At 68.8% G+C, this 14695-nt stretch carries 13 protein-coding genes; 1 reads left to right on the forward strand and 12 read right to left on the reverse strand.

Annotated elements, in window-relative coordinates:
* The 10 genes from WS95_RS26295 to hutH all read right to left on the reverse strand — a co-directional run.
* Nucleotides 1–389: aminotransferase class III-fold pyridoxal phosphate-dependent enzyme (locus tag WS95_RS26295; protein WP_156444588.1), on the reverse strand; the 389-nt coding region annotated here is incomplete at its 3' end.
* A 28-nt stretch (nt 390–417) separates the two neighbouring features.
* Nucleotides 418–1755, reverse strand: coding sequence for a glutamine synthetase family protein (locus WS95_RS26300; RefSeq protein WP_059826970.1), 1338 nt, complete (start codon nt 1753–1755; stop codon nt 418–420).
* Nucleotides 1756–1767: 12 nt separating this feature from the next.
* The gene (locus WS95_RS26305) at nt 1768–2568 is read right to left on the reverse strand and encodes a gamma-glutamyl-gamma-aminobutyrate hydrolase family protein (RefSeq protein WP_059827025.1); all 801 of its coding nucleotides are present in this window, start codon (nt 2566–2568) and stop codon (nt 1768–1770) included.
* Between the two features lie 740 nt (nt 2569–3308).
* On the reverse strand, nt 3309–4106 hold the full coding sequence (gene hutG / locus WS95_RS26310; RefSeq protein WP_059826972.1) for an N-formylglutamate deformylase: 798 nt from the start codon (nt 4104–4106) through the stop codon (nt 3309–3311).
* 61 nt (nt 4107–4167) lie between these two features.
* Nucleotides 4168–5544: a formimidoylglutamate deiminase gene (locus WS95_RS26315; protein ID WP_034207785.1), complete on the reverse strand. Its 1377-nt coding sequence runs from the start codon at nt 5542–5544 to the stop codon at nt 4168–4170.
* A gap of 196 nt (nt 5545–5740) precedes the next feature.
* Entirely contained in the window at nt 5741–6964 is a 1224-nt protein-coding gene (gene hutI / locus WS95_RS26320; protein WP_059826974.1) for an imidazolonepropionase, read from the reverse strand.
* 4 nt (nt 6965–6968) lie between these two features.
* Nucleotides 6969–7580 (reverse strand): HutD/Ves family protein, encoded by a 612-nt coding sequence (locus WS95_RS26325; RefSeq protein WP_059826976.1) that lies wholly within the window; start codon nt 7578–7580, stop codon nt 6969–6971.
* A 2-nt stretch (nt 7581–7582) separates the two neighbouring features.
* On the reverse strand, nt 7583–9271 hold the full coding sequence (gene hutU / locus WS95_RS26330) for a urocanate hydratase (RefSeq protein ID WP_059791395.1): 1689 nt from the start codon (nt 9269–9271) through the stop codon (nt 7583–7585).
* A 39-nt stretch (nt 9272–9310) separates the two neighbouring features.
* Nucleotides 9311–10006, reverse strand: a complete 696-nt coding sequence (gene hutC, locus WS95_RS26335) for a histidine utilization repressor (RefSeq protein ID WP_034207789.1) — start codon at nt 10004–10006, stop codon at nt 9311–9313.
* Nucleotides 10007–10010: 4 nt separating this feature from the next.
* Nucleotides 10011–11534, reverse strand: coding sequence for a histidine ammonia-lyase (hutH, locus tag WS95_RS26340; RefSeq protein WP_059782096.1), 1524 nt, complete (start codon nt 11532–11534; stop codon nt 10011–10013).
* 212 nt (nt 11535–11746) lie between these two features.
* Between hutH and WS95_RS26345 the strand changes: the two genes are divergently transcribed.
* A complete protein-coding gene (locus tag WS95_RS26345; RefSeq protein WP_034207791.1) occupies nt 11747–12667 on the forward strand; it encodes a glutamate/aspartate ABC transporter substrate-binding protein in 921 nt (306 codons plus the stop codon).
* A gap of 21 nt (nt 12668–12688) precedes the next feature.
* Here WS95_RS26345 and WS95_RS26350 read toward each other — a convergent pair whose 3' ends face one another.
* Together WS95_RS26350 and WS95_RS26355 are read right to left on the reverse strand one after the other, a co-directional pair.
* Entirely contained in the window at nt 12689–13444 is a 756-nt protein-coding gene (locus tag WS95_RS26350; RefSeq protein ID WP_059826978.1) for a 4'-phosphopantetheinyl transferase family protein, read from the reverse strand.
* Nucleotides 13445–13580: 136 nt separating this feature from the next.
* Nucleotides 13581–14618, reverse strand: coding sequence for an alpha/beta hydrolase family protein (locus WS95_RS26355; RefSeq protein ID WP_059826980.1), 1038 nt, complete (start codon nt 14616–14618; stop codon nt 13581–13583).
* Between the last annotated feature and the right edge of the window lie 77 nt (nt 14619–14695).

Consider the following 14695-nt stretch of genomic DNA (forward strand, 5'->3'; position numbering starts at 1 on the left):
TTGCCTTCCGAGCCGCTGTTGCAATAGAAGAAGTGGTTGAAGCCGGCGGGCGTCACTTCCGCGAGCATCGCGGAGAGTTCGATCACCGGCGGATGCGTGGTCTTGAAGAACGTGTTGTAGAACGGCAGCTCCTGCAGCTGGCGATACGCGGCGTCGGCAAGTTCCTTGCGGCCGTAGCCGACGTTCACGCACCAGAGGCCGGCCATCCCGTCGATCACCTTGTTGCCGTCCGAGTCCCACAGGTAGACGCCGTCGGCTTTGACGATCACGCGGCTGCCCGTGCGGTTGAGCGCGCCCATGTCCGAGAACGGGTGGATGTGGTGCGCGGCGTCGAGCGCGCGAAAATCGGCGGTCGAGCGCGGCGAAATAGCTTCGTTACGATCGGTCATGTTTTCTCCGTCAAACAGCGCCGCACGCTCACACGTGCAGCAGCAGATGCCTACGTTCCCACGAGCTGATCACGCGGAAGAACGCTTCGTATTCGGTTTCCTTCAACGCCAGGTACGCCTTCACGAACTTGTCGCCGAGAATGCCGGCGAGCGGCTCGCACGCGGCCATCAGCGAGATGCCTTCCTCGAGATTGCGCGGCAGCTGGTACGGCAGGTCGTAGCCGTCCGATGCGATCGGCTCGGTCGGCGCGAGCTGCTGCATCATGCCGAGATAGCCGGCGGCGAGCGTCGCCGCGAACGCGAGGTACGGGTTGCAGTCGACGCCCGGAATCCGGTTCTCGATGCGCCGCGCGACCGGCGTCGACTGCGGAATCCGGAACCCGACCGTACGGTTGTCGTAGCCCCACTGCACGTTGATCGGCGCGGCCATGAAGCGCGACAGGCGGCGGTACGAATTGATGTACGGCGCGAAGATCGGCATCAGCGCCGGCGTGTACTTCTGCAGCCCCGCCAGATAGCTGTGGAACAGCGGCGACACGGCGCCGTTTTCGTCGGCGAACAGATTGCGCCCGGTGCGCAGATCCGCAAGGCTCTGATGAATGTGCATCGCGGAACCCGGCTCGTTTTCCATCGGCTTGGCCATGAACGTCGCGTACATGTTGTGGCGCAGCGCGGCCTCGCGCACCGTGCGCTTGAACAGGAACACCTGGTCGGCCAGCGACAGCGCGTCGCCGTGCATGAAGTTGATCTCCATCTGCGCGGCGCCGACTTCGTGAATCAGCGTCTCGATATCGAGGCCCTGCATTTCGCAGTACTCGTAGATGTCCTCGAACAGCGGATCGAACTCGTTGACGGCCTCGATCGAATACGACTGGCGGCCCGTTTCCGCCCGCCCCGTACGACCGACCGGCGGACGCAGCGGCAGGTCGGGATCGGCGTTCATGTCGACCAGATAGAACTCCAGCTCGGGCGCGACCACGGGCTTCCAGCCCTTCGCCTCGTACAGGTCGAGCACGCGCCGCAGCACGTAGCGCGGCGAGATCTCGACCGGCGAGCCGTCGAAATGCACGCAATCGTGGATCACCTGAGCGGTCGGATCGACCGCCCACGGGATCAGGCAGATCGTCGACGGATCGGGCACGCACACCATGTCGGGATCGGTCACGCCGGTCAGCGTGCCGTCCTCCGGATAGTCGCCGGTGACGGTCTGCACCATCACGGCCTGCGGCAGGCGCATCGATTCGCCGGATTCGAATTTGTTGCGCGGAATGATCTTGCCGCGCGCGATGCCGGCCATGTCGGGAATGATCGCTTCGACTTCGGTGATACGGTGCTGTCGCAGGAATTCGCTCAGTTCGGCTTGCATGATCGGCCTCGTTCAGTCGATGTCGGATGCGGCCGGCGTCGCGCCGCCGGCCGCATGAATACGGTGCGTCATGTGCGCGCGGCACGCCGAGCCGAATGCCGCGAAGATGTCGCGCGACAGCGACTGCTCCGCGTAGCGCCACTCGGGATGCCACTGCACGCCCAGCGCGAACGCGCGCGCGCCGCGCACGCTGACGGCCTCGACCAGTCCGTCGGGCGCGCTCGCCTCGATCGCGAGCCCCGCGCCCAGGCGCGCGATACCCTGGTCGTGCAGCGAATTGACCGTCGCCTCGTGCGCGCCGCGCGCGATCCGCTGCAGCAGGCCGCCGGGGGCGAACTGCACGACGTGCGCGGGACCGTACTGCCGTTCGAGCGGATCGTCCGACCGTTCGCGATGGTCGTCGAAGCCGGTCGTCGCATGCAGCCGCTGATGCAGCGTGCCGCCATACGCGACGTTCAGCTCCTGCATGCCGCGGCAGATCGCGAGCACGGGCACGCCCGCGTCGATCGCCGCGCGGATCAGCGGCAACGCGGTCGCATCGCGCGCCGGATCGTGCAGCGTGTCGGACGTGCTCGCGGCGCCGCCGTAATGATGCGGCTCGACGTTCGAATAGCTGCCGGTCAACAGCAGCCCGTCGACGGCCGCGACGATCGCGTCGGCCGGCTGCCGCGCGCCGAGCGCGGGCAGCACGAACGCCAGCGCGCCGGCGCCGTCGACGACGGCGGCGAGGTACTTCTCGCCCGCCGCATGGTTCGGATGCGCACCGCGCAGGATGCGGTCGGCGGTAACGGCTACGATCGGTCGCGCACGCATCGGCGTCTCTCCGGTGATGGCGCGCGACACGCTTGCGCGCACAACGATGCAGGTTCGCGGGTGCCCCGCACGCGCGCGCCATCGCGAAACGCAGGCGCATTCGCAAGCGCATACGCGAGCCTGCCGCGCGGAAACTGCGGCAACAGGCGGTGCGGGCCGGGACGGAAGCGGAACGGGACGCTAGGGCAACAACGATGCGCTGCCGTCGCACTGCACCGCGCTGAACACGTGCGCGGTCACGAGATTGAAGCGGCGCGGGCCGCGATCGGAAATGGCGAAGAAGCGAGGCTCGCGTAACGGGGCGGCGCGCGTGCCGCGATCAGCATGCCGGTTCGGCCCGGCCTGAGGCGGCGCGCCCGCCGACGGACTTCGCGTCCGGCGTATCGAAGGGCTGGCGGCTTTCACGATCGTACTCGACTGACTGATGAAGGCAGGACACGTGTCGCAATGCCGCGTGGCGGCACGTGAGCAAGATGTCTTGCGCGCATTCCGGCGCAGTCCGGCCATCGTCGATGGCCTCGCCGCCGGTACGCGCGTGACGACTTCCTGACATTCAGCTTATATCACTTAAAAATTGCGTCAAATTTTCAGGTGCCGATGACGCCATCGGTCAGACGAGAAAAAACGGCATCGACCGCGCGGATCGATGCCGTTTTGTGCATTGCACCGGCTTGCCTGCTACGTGTCGACGGGGCGGGACGCACGGTCGCGCCGCGCCGCCGCATGCAGGCGGCCCGTGCTCAACGATGTGCGAGTGCGGTTTCGACGAGCGTCTGCAGCAGCGGCACGATCCGCGCGGCACGCGCTTCGTCGTACGTGTACGGACGCGTCTCTTCCATGTAGGTGATCTGCGACAGTTCGAGCTGCACGGCCTCGACGCCGGTATCGGGCACGCCATAGTGACGCGTGATGTAACCGCCCTTGAAGCGCCCGTTCGCGACGGCCGTATAGCCGCCGTGCGCGAGCACGCGCGCGGCCAGCGCCTCCGCGAGGCCGGGCGCCGCGCTCGCGCCGCTCGACGTGCCGAAGTTGAAGTCCGGCAGGCGGCCGTCGAAGAAACGCGGCACGTGCGAGCGGATCGAATGCGCTTCCCACACGAGCACGCGGCCGTGTTCGCCCTTCAGGCGCGCGATCTCGCGTTGCAGCGCGTCGTGATACGGCAGCCAGTAGCGATCGCGGCGACGCATGATCTCGTCGTTGTCGGGCAGCGCGTTCGCCGGATACAGCGGCGCCTTGTCGAACGTATCGACGGGCACGAGCCCCGTCGTGTCTTGCCCCGGATACAGGTTCTCGTTGTCGGGCGGACGGTTCAGGTCGACGACGTAACGCGCGTGCGACGGCACGAGGATCGATGCGCCGAGATCGGCCGCGAAGCCGTACAGCCGCTCGAGATGCCAGTCGCAATCGTCGACGAAACGCGCGTCGGGCGTCATCGTCGCGGCGATGTCGTCGGGGATGTACGTGCCTGCGTGCGGAATCGAGATCAGCAGCGGCAGCGTGCCCTGCTTCAGCGTGAATACAGCCGGTTGTTCAGTCATGTCGCATCACCGTGTAAGAGTCTGCCGGCGCACGCATGCGGCGTGCGCCGGTTGCCGCGCATCAGCGCAGCAGTTGCGCCAGCGCGGCGCGGTAGTCGGCATACGCGGCGGCTTCGTCGCGATGGCGGCGGCCGCTCACGACGCGCTCGCCGCCCGTGTAGACGTCGAGCACCGGCGTCTCGCCGTGCTCGGCGAACACGACGCCCGACAGCCATGCCGCGCTGTCGTGCTCGGCAATCGCCGGATGATCGGGATCGAGCACGAGCCAGTCGGCGCGACAGCCCGCGCGCAGCGCACCGACGCGTCGCCCGCTCGCCTGCGCGCCGCCCGCGAGCGACGCATCGAACAGGCGATCGGCGACGTGCGCCTGCGACTCGCTCGCCAGCACGTTGCGCGCGCGGTGCACGAGCCGCTGCCCGTATTCGAGCAGGCGCAGCTCCGAGCGCCACTCGACCGATGCGTGGCTGTCCGAGCCGACGCCGATCACGCCGCCCTGCGCGAGATAGTCGACCGCCGGGAACACGCCGTCGCCGAGGTTCGCTTCGGTCGTCAGGCACAGGCCCGCGACCGCGCGACGCTTCGCGAGCGCCGCCGTCTCGGCCGCGTCGACGTGCGTCGCGTGCACGAGGCACCAGCGCGCATCGACGTCGAAGCGATCGAGCAGCCATTGTACGGGGCGTGCACCGTAGGCGCGGACGCAGTCGTCGACTTCGGCCGTCTGCTCGGCGATGTGGATATGCACCGGCGCATCGTCGGGCAGCCCTTCGAGCAGCACGCGCAGCCCATTCTCGGACACCGCGCGCAGCGAATGCGGCGCGACGCCGTAGCGCAGCCCACCGTGTTCGGGCGCCGCGCGACGCATCGCGTCGAGCAGTTCGAGCACGCCGTCGGGCGTGTTGATGAAGCGGCGCTGGTCGTCGCGCGGCGGCTTGTTGCCGAAGCCGGCGAACTGGTACGACACGGGCAGCATCGTGATGCCGATGCCGGCCGCGCGTGCCGCATCGACCACGCGCGTGCCGAGCTCCGCGATCCGCGGATAGCGCGAGCCGTCCTGCGCATGATGCACGTAGTGGAATTCGCACACCGACGTGTAGCCGCACTTGAGCATCTCGACATACAGCCAGCGCGCAATCGCCGCGAGCGCGTCGGGCGTGATCTTCAGTGCGAAGCGGTACATCAGGTCGCGCCAGCTCCAGAAGCTGTCGGCGGGATTCGCGCGGTATTCGGTGAGCCCGGCCATCGCGCGCTGGAACGCGTGCGAATGCAGGTTCGGCATGCCGGGCAGCACCGGCCCGGCCGCGCGCGCGACACCTGCCGGCGCGTCGGCGTCGGGCGTCACGTCGGTCAGCGTGCCGGTTGCGTCCCAGCGCAACAGCACGTTGCGGCGCCAGCCATCGGGCAGGTAGGCATGGTCCGCGAACAACAGGGTATCGGTCATGGCGAGTCCTTATCGACCGGCTCGAGCGCGTCAGCGTCTCGTCCGGCCCGGTGCCGCGGCCGGCAGGCGCGCGCGTCGCGCCCAGCGCCCGCCTCGCGGCGATCGACCGGAGGGCGCCGTGGTGCGCCGGGTCCGGTCCCATGCAAAACGTCGGCCGGACCGGGCCGTCACGACCCGGCCCGCGCCGTCGCGAAACTTATCCGTTCATCCGGCGAAACACGGTCGTGCCGCCGCGTACGACCTGCTCGCACAGCGGCCGGCCGATCCAGTACGCGAGCTCGGCCAGCGAGCCGACCGACCAGACGGCGAAATCGGCCTGACGACCGACTTCGAGCGCGCCGTGGCGATCCGCGCGGCCCAGCGCCGCGGCCGCGTGGCGCGTGACGCCCTGCAGCACCTCGGGCACCGTCATGCGGAACAGCGTGCAGCCCATGTTCAGCGTCAGCAGCAGCGATTCGAGCGGCGACGTGCCGGGGTTGTGGTCGGTCGCCAGTGCGATCGGCACGCCGTGCTTGCGCAGCAGCTCGATCGGCGGCAGTTGTGTTTCGCGGATGAAGTAGTACGCGCCGGGCAGCAGCACGGCGACCGTGCCGGCCGCCTTCATCGCCTCGACACCGGCTTCGTCGAGAAATTCGAGGTGGTCGGCGGACAGCGCGCGGTAACGCGCGGCGAGCGCCGTCCCGCCCGCATTCGACAGTTGCTCCGCATGCAGCTTCACCGGCAACCCGCGCCGCGTCGCGGCGTCGAACACGCGGTCGGTCTGCGCGAGCGAAAAGCCGATGCGCTCGCAGAACACGTCGACCGCGTCGACGAGCCCTTCGTCGGCCAGCGTCGGCAGCATCCGGTCGCATACTTCGTCGATGTACGCGTCCGCGCGCCCCGCATATTCGGGCGGCAGCGCGTGCGCGCCGAGAAAGGTCGTGTAGACCGTGACGGGGAAGCGCTCGCCGAGCTGGCGCGCGACGCGCAGCATCTTGCGCTCGCTCGCGAGGTCGAGCCCGTAGCCCGACTTGATCTCGATCGCGGTCACGCCTTCGGCGAGCAGCGGCTGCAGGCGCGCGGCGGCCTGCACGAACAGCGTCGTCTCGTCGGCCGCGCGCGTCGCGCGCACCGTCGACACGATCCCGCCGCCCTGCCGGGCGATTTCCTCGTAGCTGACGCCGGCGAGGCGCTGCGCGAACTCGTCCGCACGCGTGCCGCCATACACGAGGTGCGTATGGCAGTCGACGAGGCCCGGCGTCACCCACGCGCCGTGCAGGTCTTCGCGCCGCCAATGCGCATAGCCGTGCGGCAGCGCGGACAACGCGCCGAGCCACGCGATCGCGCCGGTTTCGTCGACGGCGATCGCCGCGTCGTCGATCGTCTCGTCGGGATGGCCATGCGGACACAGCCTCAGGTGATGCCAGACAGTCGGTTTCATGCGTTCAGTCTCGTTCGCCGACGGTGAGCGAGACGGCGAGCAGCGCGCCGCTTCCGCTCACGACGACGTCAAACGCACGCCGCGGCCCGTCGAGCCGCAACGTGTCCATTTCCTGCAGTGCGTGGTGCGCGCCGTCGATCTCGACGCCGACCGCACCCGTCGCGCAGAACAGCAGTACGGTGTCGGCGCACGCGATGCGGTGCATGCCCTCGGGCCACACGTCGACCGACCCGCGCGCGGCCGAACGGCGCGTCATCAGGTTGAAGTCGCGCGTCGCGCCGTCGTGCAGCGTCGCGTCGATCGCCGTCTCGCCCGCGAAATCCGCGCGGGCGAGCGGTGCGTCGAGCACGTGCCGCGTGCCGCCCGCTTCGGCGAGCGTCATGCCCGCGCCGGACAGCAGCACGAGCGTGCGATCGACGCCGTCGAAACGCGAGAACGGCCCGGCCGTGCCGACGTCCGCGACGCTTACGCGCCATGCGAACGCATCGAGCGCGGCGCCCACGGGGAACGCGCCGATCTCGCGCGTCACGCCGCCGCCGTTCTTCCACGGCGACGCAACGAGATCCGCTGCGCGGATCATCGTTGCGGTCACCGGCGCCTGATCCAGCGCCGCCATGCTCAACGACCGAGCATCGGCAGCTTCAGGCCGGCTTCGCGAGCCGTCTGCTGCGCGAGTTCGTAGCCGGCATCCGCATGGCGCATCACGCCGGTCGCCGGGTCGTTCAGCAGCACGCGGCCGAGACGCTCGTGCGCGTCGGCGGTGCCGTCGGCGACGATCACGACGCCCGAGTGCTGCGAGAAGCCCATGCCGACGCCGCCGCCATGGTGCAACGACACCCACGACGCGCCGCCCGCGGTGTTCAGCAACGCGTTGAGCAGCGGCCAGTCGCTGACGGCGTCCGAACCGTCCTTCATCGATTCCGTCTCGCGGTTCGGGCTCGCGACCGAACCGGTGTCGAGGTGGTCGCGGCCGATCACGATCGGGGCCTTCAGTTCGCCGTTCTTCACCATCTCGTTGAACGCCTGGCCGAGGCGGTAGCGATCCTTCACGCCGACCCAGCAGATCCGTGCCGGCAGGCCCTGGAACGCGATGCGCTCGCGCGCCATGTCGAGCCAGTTGTGCAGGTGCGGATCGTCGGGGATCAGCTCCTTCACCTTCTGGTCGGTCTTGTAGATGTCTTCCGGATCGCCCGACAGCGCGACCCAGCGGAACGGGCCCTTGCCTTCGCAGAACAGCGGGCGGATGTACGCCGGCACGAAGCCCGGGAAGTCGAACGCGTTCTCGACGCCCATTTCCAGCGCCATCTGGCGGATGTTGTTGCCATAGTCGAGCGTCGCGGCACCGCGTTCCTGCAGCGCCAGCATCGCGCGGACCTGCACGGCCATCGACTGCTTCGCGACCTTCACGATGCTCTGCGGATCGACCTTCTGCGCTTCGCGCCATTGCGCGACGGTCCAGCCCTGCGGCAGGTAGCCGTTGATCGGGTCGTGCGCGCTCGTCTGGTCGGTCACGCAGTCCGGCGTGATGCCGCGCGTGACGAGTTCCGCGAACACGTCGGCCGCATTGCCGAGCAGGCCGACCGACACCGGCTTGCCGGTGCGCTTCGCTTCGTCGATCATGCCGAGCGCTTCGTCGAGCGTCGTCGCCTTCTTGTCGACGTAGCGCGTCTTCAGGCGGAAGTCGATACGCGTCTCGTCGCACTCGACCGCGATCATCGAGAAGCCGGCCATCGTCGCGGCGAGCGGTTGCGCGCCGCCCATCCCGCCCAGGCCGCCCGTCAGGATCCAGCGACCCGACGGATCGCCGTTGAAGTGCTGGTTCGCGACCGAGAAGAAGGTTTCGTAGGTGCCTTGCACGATGCCCTGGCTGCCGATGTAGATCCAGCTGCCGGCCGTCATCTGGCCGTACATCATCAGGCCCTTGCGATCGAGCTCGTGGAAGTGATCCCAGTTCGCCCAGTGCGGCACCAGGTTCGAGTTCGCGAGCAGCACGCGCGGCGCATCCTTGTGCGTGCGGAACACGCCGACCGGCTTGCCCGACTGGATCAGCAGCGTTTCGTTCTCCTCGAGATCCTTCAGCGACGCGAGGATCTGGTCGTAGCACTCCCAGTTGCGCGCCGCGCGGCCGATGCCGCCGTACACGACGAGCGCGTGCGGATGCTCGGCGACTTCCGGATCGAGGTTGTTCTGGATCATCCGGTAGGCCGCTTCGGCCAGCCAGGTCTTGCAGGTTTTCTCGCTGCCGCGCGGCGCGCGGATCGTGCGCGTCGGATCGAGGCGGGGATCGATGTGTTTCGGATGGTTCATGACGACTGCTCCCGAAGGAAAATGAATATCAACAAGGAATCAGAAATGCCCGGTGAAGCGATAACGGCTGCCGGGATGCCACAGATTCGCCACCGAGGCGACGACGCCCTGCGACCAGGTGCGCCGATGTAAAACCAGACACGGCTCGACGTCGTCCATCCGCAGCTGCTCGCGCCGCTCCGGCGTCGGGGCCGCCGCTTCGATCCGGTACTCGACGCGCTGCAGCGGCGCCGCGCGCATCAGGTACAGGTTCGGCGTCGTGTTCGTGAAATCCTGCGCGGCGTAATCCGGCGCGACCGCCGGATTCACCCATCGTTCTTCGAGCTGCACCGGCTCGCCGTTCTCGAAGTGCAGCACCTGCGAATGAAACAGCTTCGTGCGCACGGCCACCTGCATCTCGTCGGCGAGCGCCTCGTCGGCGCGGATCGTGTCGAGCCCGAGCACGCTCGCGCGATACGCATGCCCGCGCGCGCCGACTTCCTCGGAGATGCTGCGGATCGCCACCAGCGTCGACTCGTACTTCGGCCGCGCGACGTAGGTGCCGGCGCCCTTCATCCGCGTGAGCACCTGCTCGGCCGTCAACTCGCGCAACGCGCGGTTGACGGTCATGCGCGCCACCTTGAACTCGCGCGCCAGCTCGTTCTCGGACGGCACCTGGTCGCCCTCCTCCCACTCGCCGGCGTGGATGCGGGCCAGGATGAAGTCCTTGATCTCCTGGTAGACCGGCGCGCTCATCGGCTTACTGTTCCGATGCGAACGAGAACGGCGCGACCTTCGCGAACGCGCGCTCGCCGACGAGCTTCGCGATCACCGCGATGTCCGGCGCGAAGTAGTGGTCGAGTTCGTAGTGCGCGACCTTGCTGCGGATGATTTCCATCACCGGCGCGAGCTTCGGGCTCGTGTGGTACGGCGCGCGCAGGTCGACGCCCTGGGCGGCGGCCAGCAGTTCGATCGCGAGGATGTGCTTCGTGTTGTCCGCGATGTCGGCGAGCTTGCGCGCGGCGAACGTCGCCATCGACACGTGGTCTTCCTGGTTCGCGGAAGTCGGCAGCGAATCGACCGACGCCGGGTGCGCGAGCGTCTTGTTTTCCGACGCCAGCGCGGCCGCCGTCACGTGGGCGATCATGAAGCCGGAGTTCACGCCGCCGTCCTTCACGAGGAACGGGGGCAGGCCCGACAGCGTCGCATCGATCAGCAGCGCGATGCGGCGCTCGGCCAGCGCGCCGATTTCCGCCGCGGCGAGCGCGAGGTTGTCGGCCGCGAACGCGACGGGCTCGGCGTGGAAGTTGCCGCCCGACAGCACTTCGCCGGTATCCGGGAAGATCAGCGGGTTGTCCGACACGGCGTTCGCTTCGACCAGCAGCACGTCGGCCGCATGGCGCATCTGGTCCAGGCACGCGCCCATCACCTGCGGCTGGCAGCGCAGGCTGTACGGATCCTGCACCTTGTCGCAGTCGCGGTGCGACTGGTTGATCGGCGAGCCTTCGAGCAGTTCGCGGTACGACGCGGCCGCGTCGATCTGGCCTCGATGGCCGCGCAGTTCGTGGATGCGCGCGTCGAACGGCTTCACCGAGCCCGCTGCCGCGTCGACCGACAGCGCGCCCGCGACGAGCGCGGTGCGGTACAGGTCCTCGATCGCGAACATGTTGTCGAGCGCGAGCGCCGTCGACGCCTGCGTGCCGTTCAGGAGCGCGAGGCCTTCCTTCGCCTGCAGCGTCAGCGGCGCGAGGCCCGCGACGCGCAAGCCCTCGAGCGCGCTCGCCCGCTCGCCGCGGATGAACACTTCGCCGACGCCGAGCAGCACGGCCGACATGTGCGCGAGCGGCGCGAGGTCGCCCGATGCGCCGACCGAGCCCTTCACCGGAATCAGCGGCAGCACGTCGGCGTTGAACAGCGTGATCAGCGCATCCATCACTTCACGGCGGATGCCCGAGTGGCCGCGGCCGAGACTCGACAGCTTCAGCGCCATCAGCAGGCGCACCGACGAGCGCGCCATCGGCTCGCCGACGCCGACCGCGTGCGACAGCACCAGGTTCTTCTGCAGCAGTTCGAGCTGGTCGTGCGGGATGTGGGTGCTCGCCAGGCGGCCGAAACCCGTGTTGATGCCGTAGGCCGGCTCGCCCTTCGCGGCGATGTCGGCGACGGCCTTCGCGCCCGCGTCGATCTTCGCGAAGCTCGCCGGGTCGAGCTTCAGTTGCACGGATTCGCGAGCGATCCGGCGCAGTTGCGGGAGGGTCAGGTGGCCGGGGGTCAACGTAATCATGTGAGCAATCCTGTCTAGACAAGTTCGGAATGGATTGAAGTGTAGCCACGTCAACTTGTCTAGACAACCCGTTTTTCGCCGATTTCGACTCGGGAGTTTCCCTGATGCCCGACAGGCCCGCCGGATTGGCCCGGCAGGCCCGGGTATTAACATATGTTGCAATTATTTTGTCTTTGGCAACATACGAATCACCATTCGCTCCGGAGACCGCCATGCCCTTCCCGTCACGATTCGCCGCCCGCGTCGGCCGCTCCCTGCTCGTCGCCGCGTGCGCGCTCGCATGCGGCGCGCCCTTCGCCGCCGAGCCGCCGTCCGGCACGCTCGAGAAAGTCCGGCAGGCCAACCTGATTTCGATCGGCCATCGCGAAACGTCGGTGCCGTTCTCGTATGTCGATGCGGGCGGCAAGGTCATCGGCTTCTCGCAGGACCTGTGCGATCGCGTGATCGCCGCGGTGAAGGCGCGCACCGGCAAGCCCGACCTGCAGGTGCGCTTCATTCCGGTCACGTCGCAGAACCGCATTCCACTCGTGCAGAACGGCACCGTCGATCTCGAATGCGGCGTGACGACCAATCTCGCCGCGCGCCATGCGCAGGTCGCGTTCTCGACCACCTTCTTCGTCGCGACGACGCGCCTGCTCACGCGCACGAACTCGGGCATCCGCGACTTCCCCGATCTCGCCGGCAAGACGGTCGTGACGAACCAGGGCACGACGTCCGAACGCCTGCTGCGCAAGATGAACGAGGAAAAGAAGATGAACATGCAGATCATCAGCGCAAAGGACTACGGCGAAGGACGCCTCACGCTCGAATCGGGCCGCGCGGCCGCGTACATGATGGACGACGTGCTGCTCGCGGGCGTGCGCCAGCTCGCCGCGAAACCGGCCGACTGGCAGATCGTCGGCACGCCGCAATCGTCGGAAGCCTACGGGTTCATGCTGCGCAAGGACGATCCGCAGTTCAAGGCGCTCGTCGACGGCGTGCTCGTGCAGTTGATGAAAAGCGGCGAGATCAACGCGCTGTACGACAAATGGTTCATGAAGCCGGTGCCGCCGAAGGGGCTGGCGTTCGACTTCCCGATGAGCGACGCGATCAAGGCGCGCTATGCGGCGCCGAACGACGCGCCGCTCGAGTAAGCGCCGCGCGTCGACACCGGCTTACGCGCGCGTCCACGCGACGCACGCCGCGTAGCCGGGCGCCGCGTCGAGCCACGCCGCGTCGAACGCCGCGACGCCGGCGGCGGGCGCGGCCGGCTCGACGATCGTCGTCGCGGGCGTCGTGGCGTCGCGCGGCGGCACGACCGCGAACGCGCGCAGCCCGCCGACGATGCCGGTACCGAGCGCCTTGAGCAGCGCCTCCTTCGCGGACCACACGCGCATGAATTCGCGCTCGCGCGCGCCGGGCGGCAGGCCGTCGAGATACGCAACCTCCGCGGGGGCGCACACTTCGCGCGTCAGCGCGCGCCAGTCGGCCGCGCGGTTGCAGGCCTCGATATCGACGCCGACGCGGCCCGCCGGCGCCCACGCGATCAGCGCATGATCGCCTGCGTGCGACACGTTGAAGTCGAGCGACGCGCGATGCGAGCGGTCCAGCGACGGCCGCCCCGATGCGTCGACGACGATCGCGACCGCGTGCGCGGCGATGCCGAGCGCCGCGCCGAGCACGTCGCGCAGCGCGGCGCGCGTGGCCGCACTGCGTACCGCATCCTCGTGCCGCAGGAAGCGCGCGGCGCGTGCGCGCTCGTCGTCGCTCAGCGCCGCATACGCGGGCGACACGAGCGGCACGCGCCAGTCGAAATCGACGCGCGCGATCCGCACGCCGGCGCGCGTCGCGGCGGGCGGCACGTCGAGCGCATGCACGCGCCATGCGCGCGGCGTTGCAACGGAAGAAGCGGAATCGGACGGAATGGACATCGGCGCGCGGCAACTCGCTGGGCTGTAAGACGAAACGTCCGATGTTAATCGATCGCGCCGGCATGCGGCCGCTGCCGCTGCCGCCGGATCGGAAAGCAAACGGGGCTAGCGGGTTGCGTTCGCCGTATACGCCGGGTCATCCGTTCGCGGCCCTGCCCGGCGCACCGCTGCCCGTCAGCCGTCCGCGCGACGCCGGGTGGAGCGCATGCACGGCGCCCGGCGCATCGGCAGGCAGCACGCCGTGTTGGAGCCAGTACGACGCGACGGGCCACAGCGTGTCGGTGAAGCGGCTGTGGAAAAACGCGAAATGGCCGATCGCCGCGACGCCGATGTCGGCCGGCGCGATCCGCAGATGCGTGACGTTGCTGCCCGTGTAATAGCCGACCAGCCGCTCGATCGCGTCGACCGTGCCGAACGCGTCGTCGTCGAGGCCGATCGCGAGCATCGGCGCCGACAGCCCCGCGAAGCGCGCCGGCAACGCGGCGCGACTCGCCGCGCCGTCGTCGAGCACGCTGCCGATGTAGCCATCCTCGAAGCGCGGCCGCGAACGCGCCCACGACAGCGCGACCCCGCGCGGCGTGTCCTCCATCCAGCCGAGCCGCTTCGCGGGCACGTAGCCGAACACGGCCGCGAGCGCGGGCATCGCGACATGCCACTTCCACCACATGCGGCGCCGCTCGGCGGGCAGGTAATCGCGCCAGTACGCATACTGCGCGCCGACGGTCACCACGTGCCGCACGTGCACGTTCGATGCCGCGAGGCCGAGCACGCAGCCGCCGATGCTGTGCGCGACCACATCGAGCGGCTGGCCCGCAAACGCGTCGCGCGCGTAATGCAGCGCGGCCTCGCAATCGAGCCGCCCCCAGTCGAGCCAGGTCGCGCGCAGCTTCGCGAGCTGCGCCGGGCGCGACCCGCCGATGCCGCGATAGTCGTAGACGAGCACGTCGCGCCCCTGCGCGAACAGCCAGGCCGCGAAACGAAAGTAGTAGTCGCAGCGCACCGACGTCGCGCAATTGACGACCGTCACGGGCCGCACGCCGCCGCCGCGATGGCGCCAGACATGGCCGCGCAACGGGTAGCCGTCGGCCGCGCGCAGCGTCACGGGCTCGGGCGGCAATGCACCTGCCGCGCGACCGCCTGGCGCCGCACCGCTTTCCTCGTTCGAATTCGTCATCGTGTCTCCTGTCGGTCCGAGTCGGCGCTTGAGCGCTTACCTGGACCCCATGCATCGCGGTCGTCCCAGTTGGCGCT

The sequence above is a fragment of the Burkholderia sp. MSMB1826 genome (assembly GCF_001526325.1).
Lineage (GTDB): Bacteria > Pseudomonadota > Gammaproteobacteria > Burkholderiales > Burkholderiaceae > Burkholderia.